The 22,037-nt window shown below is 42.6% G+C and carries 17 protein-coding genes; 11 read left to right on the top strand and 6 right to left on the bottom strand.

Annotated elements, in window-relative coordinates; translation table 11 throughout:
• Position 1: 1 nt before the first annotated feature.
• From H8B21_RS20180 to nagA, 4 genes are all read right to left on the bottom strand, one after another.
• The gene (locus H8B21_RS20180) at positions 2–3,310 is read right to left on the bottom strand and encodes a SusC/RagA family TonB-linked outer membrane protein (protein WP_223815162.1); all 3,309 of its coding nucleotides are present in this window, start codon (positions 3,308–3,310) and stop codon (positions 2–4) included.
• A 212-nt stretch (positions 3,311–3,522) separates the two neighbouring features.
• Positions 3,523–4,749 (bottom strand): exo-beta-N-acetylmuramidase NamZ family protein, encoded by a 1,227-nt coding sequence (locus tag H8B21_RS20175; RefSeq protein ID WP_190315665.1) that lies wholly within the window; start codon positions 4,747–4,749, stop codon positions 3,523–3,525.
• 120 nt (positions 4,750–4,869) lie between these two features.
• Complete coding sequence (locus H8B21_RS20170) at positions 4,870–6,540, bottom strand: glycoside hydrolase family 10 protein (protein ID WP_190315664.1); 1,671 nt, start codon at positions 6,538–6,540, stop codon at positions 4,870–4,872.
• A 20-nt stretch (positions 6,541–6,560) separates the two neighbouring features.
• Entirely contained in the window at positions 6,561–7,694 is a 1,134-nt protein-coding gene (nagA, locus tag H8B21_RS20165; protein ID WP_190315663.1) for an N-acetylglucosamine-6-phosphate deacetylase, read from the bottom strand.
• A 253-nt stretch (positions 7,695–7,947) separates the two neighbouring features.
• Here nagA and H8B21_RS20160 point away from each other — a divergent pair, with 253 nt between their 5' ends.
• From H8B21_RS20160 to recG, 4 genes are all read left to right on the top strand, one after another.
• On the top strand, positions 7,948–8,334 hold the full coding sequence (locus H8B21_RS20160; protein ID WP_190315662.1) for a RidA family protein: 387 nt from the start codon (positions 7,948–7,950) through the stop codon (positions 8,332–8,334).
• A 3-nt stretch (positions 8,335–8,337) separates the two neighbouring features.
• A complete protein-coding gene (locus H8B21_RS20155; protein ID WP_190315661.1) occupies positions 8,338–9,258 on the top strand; it encodes an EamA family transporter in 921 nt (306 codons plus the stop codon).
• A 123-nt stretch (positions 9,259–9,381) separates the two neighbouring features.
• Entirely contained in the window at positions 9,382–9,792 is a 411-nt protein-coding gene (locus H8B21_RS20150) for a hypothetical protein (protein WP_190315660.1), read from the top strand.
• Between the two features lie 27 nt (positions 9,793–9,819).
• Complete coding sequence (gene recG, locus H8B21_RS20145; RefSeq protein WP_190315659.1) at positions 9,820–11,925, top strand: ATP-dependent DNA helicase RecG; 2,106 nt, start codon at positions 9,820–9,822, stop codon at positions 11,923–11,925.
• Positions 11,926–11,929: 4 nt separating this feature from the next.
• Here the strand turns inward: recG and H8B21_RS20140 are convergent, their stop codons facing one another.
• A complete protein-coding gene (locus H8B21_RS20140) occupies positions 11,930–12,154 on the bottom strand; it encodes a helix-turn-helix domain-containing protein (RefSeq protein ID WP_190315658.1) in 225 nt (74 codons plus the stop codon).
• A gap of 132 nt (positions 12,155–12,286) precedes the next feature.
• Between H8B21_RS20140 and H8B21_RS20135 the strand changes: the two genes are divergently transcribed.
• Both H8B21_RS20135 and H8B21_RS20130 read left to right on the top strand, forming a co-directional pair.
• A complete protein-coding gene (locus H8B21_RS20135) occupies positions 12,287–14,080 on the top strand; it encodes a hypothetical protein (protein ID WP_190315657.1) in 1,794 nt (597 codons plus the stop codon).
• Between the two features lie 171 nt (positions 14,081–14,251).
• The gene (locus H8B21_RS20130) at positions 14,252–17,749 is read left to right on the top strand and encodes a DEAD/DEAH box helicase (RefSeq protein ID WP_190315656.1); all 3,498 of its coding nucleotides are present in this window, start codon (positions 14,252–14,254) and stop codon (positions 17,747–17,749) included.
• A 6-nt stretch (positions 17,750–17,755) separates the two neighbouring features.
• On the opposite strand, the gene H8B21_RS20125 is transcribed toward H8B21_RS20130, so the two are convergent.
• Positions 17,756–18,310: a hypothetical protein gene (locus H8B21_RS20125; RefSeq protein WP_190315655.1), complete on the bottom strand. Its 555-nt coding sequence runs from the start codon at positions 18,308–18,310 to the stop codon at positions 17,756–17,758.
• Positions 18,311–18,403: 93 nt separating this feature from the next.
• Between H8B21_RS20125 and H8B21_RS20120 the strand changes: the two genes are divergently transcribed.
• From H8B21_RS20120 to lipB, 5 genes are all read left to right on the top strand, one after another.
• Positions 18,404–18,802 carry a hypothetical protein gene (locus H8B21_RS20120; protein WP_190315654.1) on the top strand — a complete coding sequence of 133 codons (399 nt, stop codon included), beginning with the start codon at positions 18,404–18,406 and terminating at the stop codon, positions 18,800–18,802.
• Positions 18,803–18,941: 139 nt separating this feature from the next.
• Complete coding sequence (locus H8B21_RS20115) at positions 18,942–19,448, top strand: RNA polymerase sigma factor (RefSeq protein ID WP_190315653.1); 507 nt, start codon at positions 18,942–18,944, stop codon at positions 19,446–19,448.
• The gene (locus tag H8B21_RS20110; protein ID WP_190315652.1) at positions 19,448–19,954 is read left to right on the top strand and encodes a hypothetical protein; all 507 of its coding nucleotides are present in this window, start codon (positions 19,448–19,450) and stop codon (positions 19,952–19,954) included. The genes H8B21_RS20115 and H8B21_RS20110 overlap by 1 nt, the downstream gene beginning before the upstream one ends.
• Before the next feature lie 178 nt (positions 19,955–20,132).
• A complete protein-coding gene (gene hflX / locus H8B21_RS20105) occupies positions 20,133–21,323 on the top strand; it encodes a GTPase HflX (protein WP_190315651.1) in 1,191 nt (396 codons plus the stop codon).
• Positions 21,324–21,332: 9 nt separating this feature from the next.
• Complete coding sequence (gene lipB, locus H8B21_RS20100; protein ID WP_190315650.1) at positions 21,333–22,028, top strand: lipoyl(octanoyl) transferase LipB; 696 nt, start codon at positions 21,333–21,335, stop codon at positions 22,026–22,028.
• The last annotated feature ends 9 nt before the right edge of the window (positions 22,029–22,037 follow it).

The raw sequence follows: 22,037 nt of genomic DNA, 5'->3' as shown, positions 1-22,037 counted from the left end.
TCTAAAAAGTTAATTGAAGCCCTAATGAAAATGTTCTGCGGTACGGGTAGGAGCGACCGAATGTATTCGGGTCGGCAGCTCCCTGCTCGGTATAATCTACTTCCGGATCGACCGGAACGTCTAAATTATCAAATTCCAACAGGTTCTCGCCTGAGAAGAATACCCTTAGTTTCGAAATTTTTGCCTTATCCATCACCGATGAAGGTAACGTATAACCAAATGTTAGATTTTTCAATCTTAGGTAGGACATATCCATGAGGTACCTCGTTTGGGGCATATGATTCAACGTGGTGTTGCTTTGCGCTTGGTCAGTTGGCCGATAGTAGAACGCTCCGGTGTTCTCCGGTGTCCAATAGTCCATTTGATGCGTATACCAAGCTTCAGCAGGTCTCCAACCAGGAACGATAAAATCTCCCCCTACCCAAATGTCGCGTGAGCCGACTCCTTGTAGAAAGAATCCTAGATCAAATCCCTTATAATCGAAATCTGCACGGAAACCGTACTGATAACGAGGATTGGAATTACCGATAATTCTTCGATCACCCGGATTTTGTACTGTACCATCTCCTACACCAATCACACCATCTCCATTCAAGTCTCTATATTTGATATCTCCCGGACCAAATTTAAACGTAGTCGTCTCGTAAAAAGATTGTGAAGGAATTCCTTCTTTTAAAGTATATGTTCCATCTGGATTTGCAATGAAGTCGTCCAACTGGAACAGTCGATCCGTTTCGTAACCCCAAATTTCGCCGATAAGCTTACCTGCATAGTTTGTGGATGTACCATTGGCATTTATTTGAGCTTGTCCATCGAACTTGGTGATTGTTTCTTTGAAATCAGACAGCTGACCCGCCAGCCGCATATTCAACCCGTTGCTGAAGCTATGGTTGTATGCCAACTCCAATTCCCAACCGTTGGTTTGCATCTCACCGAAATTACGCAAAGGAGAAGGCGCTCCAAAGCTCGATGGTAGAACCACGCCTCCGGTAATCAAGTCAGATACTGTTCTTCTGAAGCGATTGAATGTCACATTAAATTTATTTTGGAAAAATGCTGCATCGATCCCGATCTCTTGTGTGGTCACTGTTTCCCATGTTAAATTTTGGGATACAACAGTAGGTGTGGCCATCGTATTCTGGTTCACTCCGTCTATCACCCAGCCCGTTGCTGCCTGACTCAACGTAGATAGGTATAATCCCGGCGGCACCGTCTGATTGCCGACACTACCCCAGGAAGCTCTTACTTTTAAGAAATCCAGATAGGGTTTGGACCAATCCATAAACTCTTCCTGAGAAACCACATAACCGGCAGACATCGCAGGGAAAAAGCCCCAAACATTTTCTTTATTAAATCGAGAGGAACCATCATACCGAGCCAGTACTTCAAAAAGATATTTATTTTGATAATCATAGTTGATACGCCCGAAAAAGCCCAGCGTAGACCAATGCGATGCGCCGGAACTTGCCGTCTGATCGCCAGTTGCCAAACCTAGTTGTGGATAATCCTGATCCAGTAGCCCGAGCCGTTGCCCCCATACGTTGTCCGATTCGGCTAGCTCGGCATTCGCTCCTGCCATAAACTTAAAGTTGTGTGCGTCGTCAAAGCTTTTATCGTAGGTCGCATACATATTCGCGACATGCCGGGTACTCATGCTACGGTCTTTTCGAGCCCGGTTATGTGCTGCACCGGTATATGTTATATAATCAAAATCTGTTTTGTTCCAAAAGTCCCAACCCGTTACGCTACCACCATTGATATCAAATCGGTTGAGATACTGTGAATAGGTATAGTCGGCATCCAAGGTTAAGCCCTCCATGATGGTTGCTTGCCCCCCAAAAGAAATACGGGTCATGTTCAGCATTCTGGAATTCATACTTGCCTGCTGCACATCGGTAATCGCATTTCGCATGGGCAATCCGTCTATCGTTCCGTAAGGGAAATTTCGTGGCCAACGATACATGTAAAATATGGGCTCGTACACATCGCCATTAAAAGAATAGGGCTTGCTCACATCCGAAGCCGAATACAATACTTTCGCAAAACCTGTCAGCCAGTCATTGATATCAGCATTTATTCCGAGATTAAAATTATATCGGTTGTATTTATCCGGGTTTACTTTCAATATACCCGATTGGGAGACCAATCCAAACCCCGCGTTGTAGTTTACTTTATCCGATCCACCGTTAATGCTCAGATTATGGTTTTGTTGGGGCGTAAAATCGCGCATAAACATACTTTCTGCATCCCATGGCCGGTGGAAGTAAAGAAATCCATCTTTCACTTCCCAATCTCGTCCTTCCACCATCTCCAAGCCTAGATTTTGCCCTCCGTATAGCCGCTCCCATTCTTCCATTTTCTCGATGGCATAGTCATCGTAACGGGTACCTAAATTGTTATAACCCGTTAGCGACGGATTTGTCCGTTGCTGCGCGAGCAATCCTGCCCTCGCCCCCTCTGCTCCACCGGCAATAATAGGCGTAGTGGTTGGTTTCTGAAGTGCAATGTTATTGGAGTAATTGATGGAGGTCTTGGTATTTCGTTTTCCCGACTTTGTTTTGATCAAGATGACACCCCATGCGGCCCTAGAACCATAAATAGCTGCAGACGCATCTTTGATTACCGACATGGTCTCAATATCTGTTGGATTAATCATAGACAGACTAGGCACTTCAACTCCATCGACCAATATCAACGGCGACGCACCTCCTTGTGTCTGTAACGATCCGCTTACACCGCGTAACCGAATAGTGGGATCTCCTCCAAGATCTCCGCTCGGCGTAGACACTGACAAACCGGAGACTGCACCTTGCAAGGCTCGCCCCACATCCGTAATCGGACGTGTTTCAAAAGTCTTCTCCGTATCAACGGTCGATACTGCACCAGTAATATTAGAACGTCTCTGCGAGCCATACCCTACAACAACTACTTCGTCTAAAGCAGTGTCGTCAGAGTCCAGTACCACATCCAATGTGGTGCTGGAAACCACGACATCTTTCGCAAGATATCCCAAGAAAGTAAAACGCAAGGAAGCTCCTATTGGAGCATTGATCGAGTAGGATCCTGTTTCATCGGTACTCGTCGCTGTTTGTCCTCCAATTACCGCGACAGTCACGCCCGCTAAAGGTCCGTTAGCATCCCTAACCACACCTTGCACCGTATTTTGCTTTTTAGAGATGTCTCCCCTCACTCCGTCTTTGGGTACAAACACATTTATGTCTTTCCCGTTTATCGAAACACCAAAAACAGTGGACATGTTGGTGAGTGAGAACGTCGCTAAAGCAACAGAAAATAGTAAAGATTTTCTCATAGCTAGCCAGTTTGTTTTCATAACGATTGTTTACTTAATAGGATTATTCACTGCGCGTTTATTCCCACACAAAGAATAAAAAACGCTAAAACCTGCACTAAGTTAAATAACAATATTAAAAAAGCAAACTTTTTTGCGCATTCTATAGTGTTTTTATTTAAAAACAAAAAAAACACGCACAAAGGCGTGTTTTTCCAATTTGTTAACGATAATTATTCAAAGTCGGGGTAGAGAAGATATTTTTTACGCATTTCTTTGTAAGCTTTCAACTCTTCTGCCCAACTATTACGAATTTCGTTTTCCGTTTTTCCGGCAATTATTTGTTTTCGTAACTCATCTGTTCCCGCAAGCTTATCGAAAAACTCCGGGCGGGCAAAAAACTTGCTTTTATCAGGCATTTTATTATAGAAATCCAATAAGTATTTCAAGGTGAATTTTTCACTAATGGCATCTACATTCCGCAAATCAATTCCATAGCACAAGTTATCTTGCTGTTCTACGTGTGCTGCCATCCCCGGCCGTGTACCCGGTGTAAAGGTAAATTCTCCAAATACGGGGTCTGGATAACCCACGACTTGGAACGGCCAGTCTGTACCTCGGCCTATACTGATATCGGTTCCTTCAAAAAGGCAGAGCGACATATATAATCTTACAGACGCATAATTCGGTAAGCTAGGTGATGGTACGACCGGCAATTCATAAGGTGTGCCGTGGTCCCAGTTCCTTACCGGAATCACTTCTAAATCACATGTCGCACCGCCGTCTAGCCATCCTTCTCCGTTAATCATTTTCGCCAACTCACCAACGGTTAAACCGTGAATCATCGCTATTTTATGATAACTAATGTTCGCCTTAAATTTGTCGTCTTTCCGAACCGGGCCATCTACTTGGTCTCCATTGGGATTTGGTCTATCCAACACAATTACCTTTTTGCCTTGATTTGCACATAGTTGCATAACGCGGTGCATAGAAGCCACATAAGTATAAAACCGTGCGCCTACATCTTGTAAATCGAAAAGCATAACATCCACAGAGCCCACGATGGAATCCGCTTTCGCATTTTCACCATACAATGTGTGTAGCGTAAGTCCGGTCTTTTTGTCAACCGTATTATCCACTTTTTCACCACGTTCAATATCACCTCGAAACCCATGCTCGGGCGCAAAGGCAAATTTTAAGTCTACATTTTCCCGTAGCAATACATCTACCAAATGTTCCTTTTTTTCTCCCACTATCGAAGTCTGGTTCCCCATCAAACCGACCTTCTTCCCTTTTAGTAGAGGCAGATAAGCCTCCAGTTGATCCGCAGCAGGTATTATTCGACTATCTTCTGAAGGCGTGTTTGCTTTTTCGTTTTCTCTGCTGTTTTGCGTGTTTCCTCCGGCACATGCCGCGAAAGTTATCGTCAAAACAAATAATAGACAAGCAAGTCTTTTCATATTTATGCGTTTTTGTTTCTACAACAAACATAAACAAGAAATTTCAAAACAAGAAAAAAGACGCTATCTTTTTATAACAGCGCCTTTTTCTGATAAACCTTTATGTTTATTTTCACATTATCATATTACTTTTTTAGCTATATAATCACTTTCATTACTTAACCGATCAATAGCTTTTACGGCAACGGTTTTCAGCGATTTTCCATTTTTGAGTTTCGGAAAACTTTTCTCTGTCTGCTTTCCATCCAATATCTCATATTCCCATACATCGCCATATTGCGCATAGACAATCCATTGAAAAACCTCATTGGGCTGTTTATGAAGCCACTTAGCAAATATACTGCTCGTTTCTTTTGTCAGCAACAAGCTGGGCGTTAACAACGGGTTAGCATTGAGCCACGGCGACCGCGGAATCAAAGCTTGTTTGTTATACGGACCCGATTTAACCGCCTGTACCATGCCAGGACTATTCGTCAATCCGGCGATACTCCAATGTATAGCCCCCACACTGTTAGGGATCAGCTTCCGCGTCTCTTCGATCTGTTTAACAATTTCTTGTGTTCTGTTTGGTGTCCTTACGGCAACGGTGTTCAATCCTGGCCAAAGATGCCGCTTATGCGTATTCTCAGATTCCCACCACCGTAAAAGTGCTGTAAAACTTTGCCGAGGGGGTTCAATAGGCCAGTATAATTGTGGTGCAAAATAATCTATCCATCCTTTATTCAACCATAGTTTGGCATCTGCATAGAGCTCATCGTATTGGGAAGAACCGGTTACACCCGCGGGATAACCTGGCTTCCATATTCCAAATGGGCTCAAACCAAACTTCACAAAATTCTTTTCAGCTTTTATTTCATTATACACGCGTTCTATAAAACGATTCACGTTATCCCGACGCCAGTCTGGACGCGATAATGTTCCTCCCGATCTGCGATAAGCGTTCCAAGAAGCATCATCAGGAAAATCTGCTCCTCCATTATAACTCGCATATGGATAAAAATAGTCATCAAAATGGACGCCGTCGATATCATAGCGTTTTACAATATCCAGCACAACTCTGGCAGCATGGTCTTGTGTTTTCGGATTTGCCGGATCAAACCAATACATGCCATTTTTTAGACGAACGACCATATCGGATGCTTTGCGCACCATAGACGCATTGGTTACCGCCCCACCCGTGGAGTGATGGGCACGATAGGGGTTTAGCCAAACATGAAGTTCCAATCCACGTTTGTGTGCTTCCTCCACCCAAAAAGTTAGTGGATCATAGTAGGGATTGGGACGTTTGCCAATTTCCCCTGTCAGAAAATAAGACCATGGTTCATGCGGACTCTCGTACAACGCATCCGCAGAAGGTCTAACTTGAAAAATCACTGCATTAAAATTGTTCTCTTTTAACAAATCCAACAGCTGTATGGCTTCTCGCTTTTGTGCTTCGGTCGAATAATTTCCCTTAGTTGGCCAGTTTATATTAGCGACCGTTGCAATCCAAGCCCCCCTAAATTCGCGGTCGATATCTGGTAAATCAACTCGCAGAGGAACTTCCACGACAGGTTTCTTTTCCGCGACAACAGGCTTTTCTGCTGGAATAGGTTTTGCATCCGTTTGTGCAGCCGCTGCTTCCTCTTTCTTTGCCGCCTTCGCCTCTTCACTTTCCGCTACGACAACTTCTACCGACGGCGATTTCAATTCCTTCGCGGCTCTTTTATTTTTGCGGGAAGCACAAGAAAACAATACGGTAGACAAAATCAATGCGACTATTGCTGTATTTTTTATCGGTCTCCATTTCATAGGGTACAAAACTAATGTTTTTATGTATATGAAAATGTTAAATCAACCTTTTCACCTTTGCAATACACGGAATGAACATTAAAATCGGTATCGAACACCAAAACATTTGCCCATGATCCTTCGTCGAGATTGCCTATATCGGATCGTCCGATTAAATTTGCCGGATAACAGGTTGCCATCCGGATAGCCTCCTCCAATGGTATATCAACATACTGTACACAATTTCGTATGGCATCGAGTAGGGAAAGGGCAGACCCGCTAAGGGTCCCGTCAGGTAAGGCATAGTGATCGCCATGGAGAACGTGCTGATAAATTCCTTTATCACATGCTGCCACTGCATCTGTAATCAAAAACAAACGTCTACCCATCAACTCTTTAGCAATTTTAATGGCTTGAAAATCCACATGTATGCCGTCTACGATAATCGATGCTGAAACTTCCGGATGCCGAAATACCGCCCCGGGAAGGCCGATGTCGCGATGATGAAAGGACGACATAGCGTTCCAAAGGTGTGTTGCCGCTTTTATACCATTATCAAAACCCTGTATACCTTGTTCAAAGCTGGCAGCACTGTGTCCTGCACTGAGCAATATCGATCGTTGCAAAAGCAAATTCATACTTTCTGCATCAAATTGCTCAGGGGCAATCGTCATCATCACAACAGCTCCCTCATTAGCATCTAGCAAATCTGCTATTAACCCAACAGATGGTGATACGATAAGCTCGGCAGGATGTGCACCCCTTTTTAGAGGATTGAGAAATGGGCCTTCCAGATGCAACCCTATGGCGGATTGAGGTTGACAGCTATTAAATATACGTATCGCCTCTTTAAACACCTCCATCGTATTCGTTGCTAAAGTCAATACAAAAGAAGTACATCCTTGCACAAGCAGCCGACGCTCAATCCGAGCTATACTTTCCGTTGACAATTCAGCTGAAAAAAGGTCGTCACCGGCACCATATATCTGCAAATCAACAAGCCCGGGGCAGATATTGCCCCCCTTTACATCGATCCGCTCGGTTTCTGCAGGAACAGCAGATACAGGGCATATTCCAACAATCTTCTCTCCTTGCATAACCAAGGCGTGATCTAAACAATTATTATCTCCATTGAAAATATGACCGTTCACCAATGCAATTCCCTTTTTTTCCATTTGAATATCTTTTGTGCTAAGTTATCGAAGATGTAAACTTACACAAAGTTTAAAATGGATTAACACACCTACTTTTGATTTTTTGGTTTTTCCATTGTAAATTAGTCCCATGGAGCTAAAAGAGACGAAACCGCAACTTTCTAAATCATCCCGATTTAACAGAAAAGCCATGCGCATCATGAATATCATTGCCATTTCGGTTTTTATTTTAGCTATTATCTATAAAATATTTTTTTCAAAGTAACTTATCAGTATGTCACACAAACAAGTATTAAATACCGGAGAAGCTCCGGCAGCAATCGGGCCTTATAACCAAGCTATCCAAGCAGGAAACACATTATATGTCTCCGGACAGATCCCGTTGATTCCCGAAACGATGGAATTAATTGATAGCGGTGTGGCAGATGAAACCCATCAAGTATTGAAAAACGTGCAAGCGATCTTAACCCATGCAGGGTATACATTTAGCGACGTCGTAAAAGCAAGTATTTTCATAGCCGATATGAATGATTTCGCCACTATCAACGAAGTATATGCGCAATATTTCATAGAAAACCAGCCTGCACGCGAATGTGTAGCCGTTAAGACACTTCCTAAAAACGTCAATGTCGAAATATCCGTTATTGCTTGGAAAGCTTAGTGTGTGGAACAACAACCAGAGAAAACAGAAAGTCGCAGGAATTATTTTCTTGCGGCTTTTTTGGCTCCCTTGATATGGGGGTTCATGGCCATTTCGGTACGATGGGTAAAGGAATATCCAGCGGAAGACATTTTATACTACCGGATCCTGGTTGCACTCATCGTTTTATGGTTATTTATCTTTCTATTTCGATTCAAGTTCTTAAAACGTGATATAATCGTTTTTAAGCAGTTATCACGCCGGCAACAGAATCAAACAATTGGTCTCACCACGTTGGCTTCCGTACTAATTTTTGGCAATTGGTTTACCTACATTTATGCAGTTAACCACATTAGTGTACAATCTGCTGCGTTTGCCTATCTCATTTGCCCACTTATCACCGCCATTGCAGCATTTTTCATTCTTAAAGAACAATTAAGCCCCTTAAAAATAATTGCGCTCGGCATCGCACTGATCAGCGCAGTTACACTAGCAACCGGTTCATTTATTGACGTACTCTGGTCAATGAGCATTGCTTCGTTATATGCTTTGTATTTAATCGTTCAACGAGCATCGCAGGGATTCGACAAGCTAAATACACTAGCTGTTCAATTGTCACTTTGTTCTCTGTTTGTGATTCCGAAGCTTTTTATTAATCAACATTCTTTTCCTACAGCACCTTTTTTTTGGTTTAGCATACTGACGATAGCTGTTATTTTCACAATCATCCCCTTATTTTTTAGCATGTATGCACTGACACGCATATCCTCTTCTACTACAGGTGTTCTCCTCTATATCAATCCACTGATTGCATTCACTTTGGCGATTACCTACTTTCACGAAACCGTCGCACCATATAAATACCTGGCCTACACCTTTATTTTATTCGCTATTATTCTTTTTAATTGGGAGACATTAAAAAAAATTAGAAAAAAGCGGGGATAAATATTATAAACTGTTATGGCATAAAAATTGGTTTAACTTATTAAACGACAGAACGAAACGTAGCGTTTTACAAAAAATGCACGTTCTTTTTTATAATGTGATAAAACTAAATATGTATATGCCATGAAAAGATTTTTAATATTATTGATGACGCTGGGAATTGTAGTAGCTTGTGAAAAGTCAGAAACCACCAACCAAGAGGCTGACCGTGAAAGACTGAATAAGATGAGACAGGAGATAATGGATAGGATCGATGCAATACCTTGTGAAAATGCGGAAGACTGGCGTCCGGAAGCTTTAGGAAGCAAAGCTTGTGGCGGTCCAAAGGAATATATTCCCTACCCACAGGCTGCCGATGAATCGGGCGAACTGCTTGATTCAATTAAAGCATATAACGCGGCGGAGGCTGAGTTCAACAAAAAGTATAAAATCGTCTCCGACTGTATGGCTATCATGCCACCAAAAGGCGTACGTTGTGAGGACGGCAAACCTGTCTTATACGGTTCTCCTATAACGGATGACGAAACAAAATAATATTTTGTAAATTAGCCATTCTTAGGAATGGCTAATTTATCTGTAATAACTCCCATAGAATACCTAAAAGGTGTGGGGCCGCAAAAGGCGGACGTGCTCAAAAAAGAGCTACAGATTTTTACTATCGGTGACCTACTATCCTATTACCCTTTTCGGTATATCGACCGCACACAGTTTCACAAAATCCGGCAGTTACATCCCGATATGATCGGTGCGCAGGTTTTGGGACGTCTTATTTCCATTCAAGAAGCTGGAGAAAAAAGAGCACGAAGACTGGTTGGACAGTTCCGAGATGATACCGGCAGTATTGAACTCGTCTGGTTTCAAAGTATCACTTGGTTAAAAAAAAGCTTAAAAGTAGGGTCTGCCTATATTATTTATGGCAAACCTTCCGAATTTAATGGTCAGATTTCTATCACACATCCCGAGATGGAGCTGTTCAATGCACAAGAAAAGAAAATCGGTAACTTAACGATGCAGCCGGTATATTCATCTACCGAAAAACTTAAAAAATTTAATCTCGACACCAGAGGTATACAGCGATTACAACAGACGGCATTAGAAACGGTTTTTAATACACTGCAAGAACCTCTTCCTTCCTATTTGTTGGAACAGCACCAATTGATGGATTATGCAAAGTCAATGCTTTCCATCCATTTCCCTCAGAATACGCAGGACTTAAACGCCGCCATCCGTCGATTGAAATTTGAAGAACTGTTTTTTATCCAGCTTCGGTTGCTGCGCAATAAGCAACTAAATACCCAAAAATATAAGGGGCATCTGTTTGACAAAGTAGGCGATAAATTCAACACCTTTTTTAACGAGCATCTTCCTTTCCCGTTGACTAATGCTCAAAAACGCGTTATTAAAGAAATCCGGCAAGATACCAATACGGGAGCTCAAATGAACCGGCTTGTACAGGGGGACGTAGGGTCAGGCAAAACAGTCGTCGCCCTCATGTCCATGCTCATAGCCATTGACAACGGTTATCAAGCTTGTATGATGGCACCTACGGAAATACTAGCGCAGCAGCATTTTGCCGGAATTCGCGCGTTGCTTGGTGACGAGCTTTGTTCTGTTAAACTGTTAACGGGCTCTACACCCATCAAGCAAAGACGATTGATCCATCAACAATTGGAAGACGGCACATTGGACATCCTCATTGGCACACACGCCCTCATTGAGGACAAGGTCAAGTTTAAAAACATTGGTTTTGTGGTCATTGACGAACAACACCGCTTTGGTGTAGAACAACGGGCAAAACTATGGCGCAAAAATGTCATCCCTCCGCATATGCTGGTCATGACAGCAACACCTATCCCCCGCACGCTGGCCATGACCATGTATGGCGACCTGGACATTTCGGTTATCGATGAGCTTCCCGCTGGGCGTAAACCTATCAAAACCGTGCACTTCTACGAGAATCAACGTCTGAGGGTGTTTGGTTTTATGCGCGAGGAAATTGCCAAAGGAAGGCAGATCTATGTCGTATATCCGTTAATTAAGGAAAGTGAAAAAATGGATCTACTATACCTCGAAGCCGGTTTGGAGAACCTGCAGCGGGAGTTTCCGTTACCGCAATACAAAATCAGTATCGTGCACGGTAAGATGCCCGTCAAGGACAAGGATTTTGAAATGCAGCGCTTCGTAAAAGGTGAAACACAAATTATGGTCGCCACGACTGTTATTGAGGTGGGTGTCAATGTACCTAATGCTTCCGTCATGATCATCGAAAATGCAGAGCGCTTCGGATTATCGCAGCTACATCAACTCCGCGGGCGCGTAGGGCGGGGGGCAGAGCAATCTTTCTGTATCTTGTTGACAACGCATAAGCTGAGCAAAGAAGGGAAAACCCGACTGGAAACCATGGTACGTACTTCGGATGGATTTGAGATTGCCGAGGTCGACTTACAGCTACGTGGCCCCGGCGACATTTCCGGCACGCAACAATCCGGTGTTCTTGAGATGAAAATTGCTAATCTTGCGTCCGATCAAGCCATCCTAGTGGAGGCTCGCCGTAGTGTTATGGAGATATTCAAGGAAGATCCGTCTCTTTCCGCTGAGAAAAACACACTGCTGACCCACTACCTTTCCCAACGATCACCCGGTATTTCGTGGGATAAGATTTCTTGATATATTATTCTTCTTCGCTGACTAGTTGTAGGTGACCATATAACCTATTGAGCACCTCACAAGGATCGGCATCGATTGCTTTTGCGATAAGGTATAATTCTTCTGCCCTCAAATGTGACGAGGTATTTAATGAAAGTTCATTTATACGGGCTTTACTCAGCCCCGTCCGTCTGGCTACCATCGATTTATTTACGGATCGCTTTGCTAAAAATTCTCCTAACGCTGTCATGATATCTATCTAGTGGTTTGCTTAAAGCTACTGAACGTATAGAAAAAATGTACAAATAATTTTATTATTGAAAGTTTACTTATACATTTGTATAGACAAGCTATACAATTAGTAGTTTTTATAAATCAAATTATGGCAATAGATACACAACTTTTGGTAGAACGCCTAATCCAGCGGATGGATCTGGATCGTATTTTTCTTTTCTCTTATTCCTTTTTAGGCAAGGAACAACAACACTTAATTTTAGTCATGAAACCGGAGGACGGTGTTTCTCCGAAAGTGATGAAACCCGTCATTGAGCTTTGCCTTATCGATACGAAGGAGTTATCTTTTGAACTGATTCCGTTTGGTGAATGGCGTAACAAAGTTCGCCATGGAGGACTTTACTATGCTTACGCTTCGCTGCCACAGCATGAAATATACCGGTCACCTCGTAAGGCCACAAAATCGCTGACTGCCAATGAGATTGGTGGTGTTATTGAATTGGCTGATCAATGGCAAATGAAGATGAAAAAAGAAGGGGAAGAATTTCGGGAAGGGGCGCTGAAGTTTGCGGAGCATGGCAGTTATTTGAAAGCGACATTTATGGTGCATCAGAGTTTAGAATCTTTTCTGCGTCTACCACAGGCTATGATACAGGGCAATGCTAATAATCAGCACAACCTGGAGAACAGAATGCGGGCGCTAAGCACCCATATTCCTGCATTCAAAACGGTTTTGTTGAGCGAAGCTTTTATGAGTATAGAAACATTTCGACTGCTGGACAAGGGCTATCACGCAGTGAAGCAGAATAGGGATTTGGAGATAACCGCTTTTGATGCTTCTTATCTATACGATAAATGTTGTGAAATCTCGAAAGCAATAGAGATGCTCTATCAGTTCTTCTTGGATGCATTGAAGACCGAACAGCAAACTCGTTTGGAACAGACCGCACAGCAGGCAGCGTTAGCAGAAGAAAAGAAAAACGCAGCACCAGTTACGGCAAATGCCGGCGGCACGACACACATAAGGTGCGAAGACTTTTCCGGTTTTCCTTGGCCGAAAGAATATAAGGATGACGTCAATGCACTGTTGGATAAGATTCGTGGCAACCACAACCCCGAACAGATGAGTCTATTGAATTACCATACCGGTGGTTTTTCGGGCAGTAGTCCATTCCGCTTGGAAGGCGGCGAAGAACGAGCGGGTGTGAAGGTAGAGCTTTATCTCGTCGTACTGATGAAGAATACGGGGCCTTTTACCTTTAAAACCATGCAGGTGGGTGTCGCGAGTGCGATGGTGGTTTTTCTAGATATCAAGTATGTGGAAAAAGGCTTGGCTGAGGGGAACAGATTTGTACATACGGTATGGACGAAGGGGCTTGTCCTGCGTAGGAAGTCGACTTTTGAACCTGCTTTTGAATTAGGGGATATCGATTGGCAACAGGAATGGGAACGTGCGGATAAGCTATGGAAAAGAGCGAAAACGGTGCTGGATAATATCGTGGTTACAGCTAGAGATGCACAGCCGTTGTTTGTGGACGCCGGCCTTTTGATGCTACGTAATATGCTGGAAATTGGTGTACATAGCTTTCTACGGGTAGCCGTTAGGTATATACCAAAAACGAAGAATCTAGACGAGCTACTGGATTGGACGGCTGTGGTCGATGGTCAGGTAGTAGACTACTTGTTAGATAAAAGTGGGATTCGAGGCCAAATGCTGCATCTCATATTTCATCCCAAAATCCTGTGGTGGGATCAAGATCTACTGGATTCTTTGGACGAAGTAACACCAGACCTTTGTCGTCTGCAGGCTGAGAAATTGGTTGATCTATTTGATCGGCTCTGCTGTGGTGCTATTGAAAAAATTAAAAAGCAAGCGATCAGCGTGACGGAGCGTGATTCCCTGTTACCTTCGGCAATGGGGGAAGCACAGGATAATAGTTAAAAAGCTATTCAAATAAAAGTCCGCAGGATGCCGTATTCTCACGGTACCTGGTACGGTATTCCTGTCGGACTTATAGTAATAAGTAAAACAAGAAAGAAGAAAGCTACCTGTTCGGCAGATCCTTCGGAGCCCAAGGTGCCCACGCAGGTATGCTTTTTAAAAGCCTAAAAAATGGAAAACAAAGACTTGATGACCCCTGAACCGGAGGCAAAAGCTACGGCTTTGCCCAAACGCAAAGCTGAGGAACCTTATTTGATTCCTTGGGAGGATGGAGAACCCTTTAAATGTTCTAAGGAATACATACTCCAATTTTATAAAGGACGGAAAAATGTGAAGGACTCGATATTCTCTGGGAGATTTAATGATTTTTACGCCTTTGATGAGTACAGTGTTTCCGTTAGGGAAAAAGGCGATGAAAAATATACGCTGTATCTTTCGTTGAGCAAAACACATCTATCGATTCGATGTAGTTGTGCAAAACAGGCCGAAGGTCTGTGTGAACATGCTGCTGCGGTGTTTTACGATAAGATACCATCTCACAAACCTTTCTATTTTAAAGGTCTATATAATGAAGATCTGTTGTCTCTATCACAGAAATTCCGTTCGATGCTGAGCATTAAACTGGAAGCAAACTGGAACTCCTTGGAATTGCAATTGCAGAATAATTCCACTTTCGGCCGTATCTACAACTTTAGCATCACAGAAAGATACGATCAGGAGGCTTGGTCTTATCGTGCCTCGTCTTATCGGGGAATGGATTTCCCTGCGGCAAAATTTGAGGAAGTAGCTTTTTTGGTTGTCACAGATGGCTTATACTGTGGTCTCCCTTATGTTTTGCCCTATATGGAAAAAAACAAACAAGGTCGTAATCTGTCAAAAAGTTACCTATTTTATGAAGGCGAGGAACCAGAGTTATTGTCTCCGCATGACCTGTTTAAAGAAAGGATCTGCAAAAAGATGCTGGAGATTGCCGATGATGACAACTATCAAATAAACGGCATAACGCTAGACGGGGATTCCAATCGTAATAATCACAGCAAGGCGCTGGGGATATTAGGGGAATGGCGTACACTTATCGCGTCATTACAAAACAATGAAACGTTGTGCTTTACCGAACTTTGGGGACATACATACTCTCCTTATCGGGCAAAATTAAAAAATACATATCGCAAAAAGGATATACCTGTATCTTTAAGTAATGGAGACGTGAAACTGCAGATTACTCTAGAAGACAACCCATCCTATCTCCGTCTAACATTCAACATTTCCTATAAAGAAGAGCCTATAGAAAATCCACAATTTATGTCTGATGATCATTGCTTCTTTATGATCGCCGAGGAGAACCGTGTTGTTTTCGTAGATGATCTTGATCTGGAAAAAGTCATCCGGGAGGCACGGAAGTCGGATTTTATCTTAACTGTCTTCGGGCATGATCGAGGGAAGTTTTTGGAAGAAAGTCTTATTCCGCTTTCCCAACGGTATGCGATGCAAGTCGTACTTAAAGGGAAAAGAGCAAATCTTATCGTGCAGGCTAAAAAGCCGAAGAGAATCGTTGACATTGACGTCACGAATGAGACGCTTGTGGTTCGAGCAAGTGTTTGCTATAATCGTTTTGGCGAACACCCTTTGGCGCCATTTGCCAATATGTTGGTAAAGACGAACGAGGATGGGCAGTATGTGTATGCACAACGCCATGCCGAGATCGAACAAGCATTTTATGCTTTCCTCCAACAGCAACATAAAGCTTGGTCCGAGCAACAGCACGAAATTATGTTCTCCTTACCAATGGATAAGATTGACCATACACAATGGCTGTCCCTTTTTTGTGAACGGTGCAAGCAGGAAGGTATCGAATTGCAAATGGATACGGTTCAACAGGGATCGTCCTATTATCCGCACCCCTTGCATTGGGAAGTGAAAAATGTGCATTTTCAGGATAATAAATGTAGGATTTTATTTGCGCCCAAATTCCGAAATAAAGTCATTCCCCTAGCCGATTTTGAAAATATGATTACGAAAGCGACAACCGTATATGACTTAGGAAAGAACCAGTATGGTGTTATCCGTTCCTCCGATATCGCACTATTTAGACCTATCTTTCTAAGCGCGGAAATTGACGGCGATTATATTATTCTTAATTCGTTACAGATGCTCTCTTTCCAGACCATACTGGAGAAGATTGACAGCAAGATTGTGAACGATACTATACGGGAGCGTCGTGAGCGACTAGCTAGACTGGAAGAAATTCCACAGTTAGCGGTTCCTTCGACAGTCCAGGCAACGTTGCGTCCGTACCAGATTGCCGGATTCAGTTGGATGAGCTTTCTCAACGAATTTCAATGGGGTGGTTTGTTGGCCGATGATATGGGATTGGGTAAGACATTACAAGTTATTACTCTCTTGGAGCATTATTATCAAGTTCATCCACTTGCTTCTGCGTCGTTGGTGGTTGTTCCCAATTCCCTCCTATTCAATTGGCAAAATGAATACCAAAAGTTCGCACCAAACCGAGAGACCGTTGTTTACTACGGTATTACTCGTCAGGATATGACCGACTTTGACACAGGTGTTGCTGTCTTGACCACCTATGGGACACTTTTGTCCGATAGTGATTTTTTTGCCGAAAAATCCTTTTCTTACTTGATTATGGATGAATCCCAAAATGTGAAAAATCGCAACTCGAAGCGTTTCGAGAGTTTATCACGAGTTAATGCGCAATACCGGATTGCCATGACGGGAACACCAATTGAAAACGGAATTCAAGATATCTATTCGCAAATGAGTTTGGTTAATCCCGGATTTTTTGGAAATTACCGGGCTTTCAATAAGCTATACAAAGGTGGAACGGATGCTGATACTATGAACGAAACGCTTAGTAACCTCCAGAAGGTCATACAACCGTTTATCTTACGACGTACCAAAAAACAGGTGGCTTTGGATCTGCCGGAAAAAACAGAAACCATACTGTATATGGATATGCCGCCAGCACAACATAAGGTGTATGAGAAATACCGGAAGTTATTTCAGGGAGAGGTAAAGCGCAGCCTAGAAAGTGAATATTCTGGAAAATCCAAGTTTATAGCTATCGAGGCATTGATCAAACTGCGGCAGATCTGCAATTCTCCGAATTTGCTAAAGGGAGAGACATTTGATAAAAACGCTGTCAAGTTGGATTATATTGATGAGATTCTGGATGATGTAACACCAGATCATAAGGTATTATTATTTTCTTCTTTTACGGGGATGTTGCAATTGGTCGCAGAACGTATCGAAGGGAGAGGAATAGAATTCGCTTATCTTGACGGGAAAATGTCGCAGGATAAAAGGCAAAATGCTGTACAGACTTTTCAGGAAAAGGAAAGCTGCCGGGTTTTTCTGATCAGCCTTAAAGCGGGTGGCACAGGGCTCAACCTTACCGCGGCGGATTATGTGTATATCCTCGATCCGTGGTGGAACCCAGCTGCCGAAGCTCAAGCCATCGATCGTTGCTATCGTATTGGCCAGGATAAGCATGTAAATGCATACAAAATAGTGTGCAGAGATAGTGTAGAAGAAAAGATTTTGGCCTTACAGGAACATAAGAAGAAATTGGCCGACGGTCTAATTTTGGATGAGACCAATATCATGAAGTCACTAAGTAAAGATGAATTGTTGAAACTATTCGAATAAATCTGATTAACATTCCTGTACCCCCCCTCTATCATATATCTCCTGCAGAACCTGGGGTAGCTTGACGAGAAGTTCCCGTACGGGAATGTATTCCAGATCTAAAGGTAATTCATCCATATTATCTTCGCTGTAATCTCTACGTCGAAGGAGATCGTCCAGCACGGCAAGCCATTCATTGAGATTTTTAAACCCAAAGAATGTACGGAGTGCTTTCTCTGGAAATATTCTGTTTTTTTCAATTTCCGCTTCGAACATTTCTTTGCAGCGGTATTGAAATAGCCGATGGCTTGGGATGGGCTTTAGGGCAGATTTCTCGAGAATCACATAGGCTACTTCAATCATCTGATCTAACTGGTGATGCATAAACCCATACTCAAAGGCTGTATTTGTGCGCATAGGTGGATAGATAGAGCTACAGACAAGGTAGTTGAAATTACTGGACCAATTCAATCCCCATTGCTGGACGACTTCTTTCAAAAAACGGTCGGGATCCTTAACATACTCTTTGCTTAAGTAGCGAAAATGTTTTGCTTTTAGTTTCTTTTGCGTATTTTTCATCATAAATCAGTTTACAAAGGTGTTTAGATATTTTTCTATATTGACAGAACAAATATAAGATAATAAAATATCTTACTAAAATTTTTAGATAAAAAAATGTCGAATATTAAAGAACGGGTATTACAGATAGCAGAAAGTAAGAAAATAAGCAAAACAGATTTCTTCAAGAACTTAGGACTTTCCTATGCTAATTTTAAAGGCATACAAAAGAATACCGGATTAAATTCCGACGCAGTAGCTATTATTCTATCCAAACATTCCGACATCAACCCTGCATGGTTAATTATCGGAGAAGGATCCATGTACCGTCATAAAGATGCGATCGTTCGAGAAGAGGAGGTGCGTTATAACGAACCGGTCGTTGTGAACGAGATCGAACATACACTGATCGATGCCCTTAAGCTCGTGATATCCTCTCAGGAAAAAACGATATCTTCCCTTGAAAAGCAGGTGACTATTTTGGAAAGGGAGCTCCAAACGCTAAAAAATAAGTAGCGAAAGATACTCATTGCATACCTTCCCTACTGGTCACGGTCGCTTTCGCCATTGTGAAAGCAGTCAAGCGATATGATGTTCTCAAAAAATCGTCCTATTTATGTAACATATTCCTCTCATTTTCGACATATAAGATATCATGACCGAAAAATTGGAACACTGTTTTGTCAGCCTCTTGGAGGAACACCAGAATATACTCCATAAAATATGCTCCCTCTACACGGAGGACAATGAAACGCATAAGGATCTTTTCCAAGAAATGACCATCCAGTTATGGCAATCTTTTCCGAAGTTCAAAGGCGATTCTAAATTTTCGATCTGGGCCTATCGGGTCTGTTTGAATACCGCTATCTCCTTATACCGACACAACAAGAAAAACATAGTCACTGTAGAATGGGACACCTCCCTGTATCAGCTACGTCATGAAGAGTACAATCCAGAACATGAAGAGCGCCTCAAGGTACTCTACGCTTCTGTCCGACAGCTCAATGATATTGAAAAGGCGCTTGTATATATGTACCTGGAGAACAAGGATTATGAGGAAATCGCGATCACCCTCGGCATCAGCGAAGGAAATACGCGGGTAAAAATGAATCGGATAAAAACAAAACTAAAAAACATACTTAATAAACAAGGTGGGTTATAATGGACGGATTAGATTTATTAAAACAGCATTGGAACAGGAACGACAGTTTCCCAAAACTTAACAAAATGGAATTACAGCAGATGATTCACCGACGATCTTCTTCCATTATCAAATGGATTTTTGTCATCAGCATTCTTGAGCTGTCCGTTGGCGTAGGACTCGCTTTTTTATTACCTATAGAGGAAAAGCAGACGTCTTCTTTCGAACAATACACCTCGCTGCTACTGGGTATTATTTTTAGGGCTACTATCTTTTTCTTTATCTACATTTTCTTTAAGCATTATAGAAAAATAAGAAATAACACGAACACTAGAACACTTTTGGAAACAATCTTGAAAACCCGTCAAGCGGTAGATCATTATATCAAATTCAACATCTACTTTGTTATCGTTTATACCGTATGGTCAGGATTACAACATATTGTTAAAGCCTTTGACCACAAATCGATAGGAGAAGGCATTCTGGTGACCTTACTGGTATTATTGTTTCCACTCCTATTATTTTAATAACTACTTATTTGATGAAACATTATTATCGAATCCTGTACCGCCGGTTGATCCATAAACTCCATGATAATTACGAAGAGCTCATCCGTATCGAAGGGTAGCCCCTTACGTTAGAACAAAAACCATTATCTTTGTAAGCTTGTTCTATTTGTACAAGTTATTAGAGAAGTAATAATACATGGGAAAAACAAAAATATTCGATACAGCACTTAAACCCGAAACAGCATTACTTGTTTCGGTGATAACACCAGACATTTCAGAACAAAACGCAAAAGATTACCTTCAAGAATTGGAATTTCTCGTGCAAACAGCGGGAGGAGAAGTACAAGGTGTTTTCACTCAAAAATTAGCTAAGCCTGAACACGCCACTTTCGTGGGATCCGGTAAGCTGGAAGAAATCCGGCAGTATGCGGATGCCGAAGATATTGATATGATTGTGTTTGACGATGAACTATCCCCTTCACAGCTCCGCAACGTAGAACGCGAGCTCAAACGTAAAATATTGGATCGTTCCAACCTTATTCTGGATATTTTCGCTAAGCATGCGCAAACGGCGCAGGCCAAAACACAGGTAGAGCTGGCACAATTGCAGTATCTGTTACCACGCCTCACACGCATGTGGACACACTTGGAACGTCAGCGTGGGGGTATCGGTATGCGTGGTCCGGGAGAGTCCCAGATTGAAACAGATAGACGGATTATCCTCAACAAAATATCGCTGCTGAAAGAACGACTAAGGGTCATCGACAAACAGAATGAAACCCAGCGTAAAAACCGGGGTGAGCTCATACGCGTTGCTCTTGTAGGCTATACCAATGTCGGGAAGTCCACCATATTGAACATGATTTCCAAGTCGGATGTGCTTATGGAAAATAAGCTGTTCGCCACATTAGATACAACGGTACGGAAAGTGGTTATTGACAACCTCCCTTTCCTGCTGTCGGATACGGTAGGATTTATCCGCAAACTGCCACACCATTTGGTGGAGTCCTTTAAATCCACACTGGACGAGGTTCGCGAAGCAGACGTACTTATACACGTAGTTGATATCTCGCATCCTAACTTTGAAGACCATATTGCTGCCGTGAACGAAACGCTAAAAGACATTGATGCGCTGGATAAGCCCGTTATTACGGTTTTCAATAAGATAGATGCTTATAAACCCCCGGTAGAGGTCGACGAGAACGGTGAAGAAATTAAAGTTACACTTGATGATTTCAGAAACTCCTGGATGGCAAAAAACTCCGATCCGGCAATTTTCTTGTCTGCCACGGAGAAAACCAATGTTGAGGAATTCAAGCAGAAGTTGTACGAGATCATCTCCAAAATGCATACGGCACGCTATCCATATAATAATTTGCTTTATTAGCGATATTACATGAACAAACAGGTACACTTTATAGACTGGGGACTGGTCGATTATCAAGATGCGTGGGATCGTCAGGAAGAAATATTTACCAGAACGGTGGCAGTCAAGAACGACAACCGGATAAATGGTACGTCCCACCCTACCCCCAATCATCTCATCTTCACGGAACATCCTCACGTATACACCTTGGGCAAAAGTGGTCATGAAGAATATTTGTTGCTGGATGAAATAGGATTGAAAGAGAAAAATGCGACCTTTTATAAAATTAACCGCGGTGGGGATATCACTTATCATGGACCGGGACAGATTGTAGGATATCCCATATTGGATTTGGATAATTTTTTTACCGATATCCATCTCTACCTGCGCACATTGGAAGAGGCCATTATCCGAACATGCGGCGAATATGGAATACAAGCTGGACGCTACGAAGGATATACCGGTGTCTGGCTGGATGCCGACAACGATAAAGCGCGTAAAATATGTGCACTGGGTGTTCGTGCCTCCCGCTGGGTCACGATGCATGGGTTCGCTTTCAACGTCAATGCAGACCTCAATTATTTCGGCAATATCATCCCTTGCGGCATAGACGATAAGGATGTTACCTCGCTGGAGCGCGAACTTGGACGCAAACTGGATATGGACGAGGTTAAAAGCAAACTAAAAGGACATATCGCTGATTTATTCCAAATGGAACTGTTGTAAATATTATCT

The sequence above is a fragment of the Sphingobacterium chuzhouense genome (assembly GCF_014692525.1).
In the GTDB taxonomy this organism is placed as follows: domain Bacteria; phylum Bacteroidota; class Bacteroidia; order Sphingobacteriales; family Sphingobacteriaceae; genus Sphingobacterium; species Sphingobacterium chuzhouense.
The sequence above is the reverse complement of the archived record's forward strand: the minus strand, read 5'-3'. Positions and strand labels throughout refer to the sequence as shown.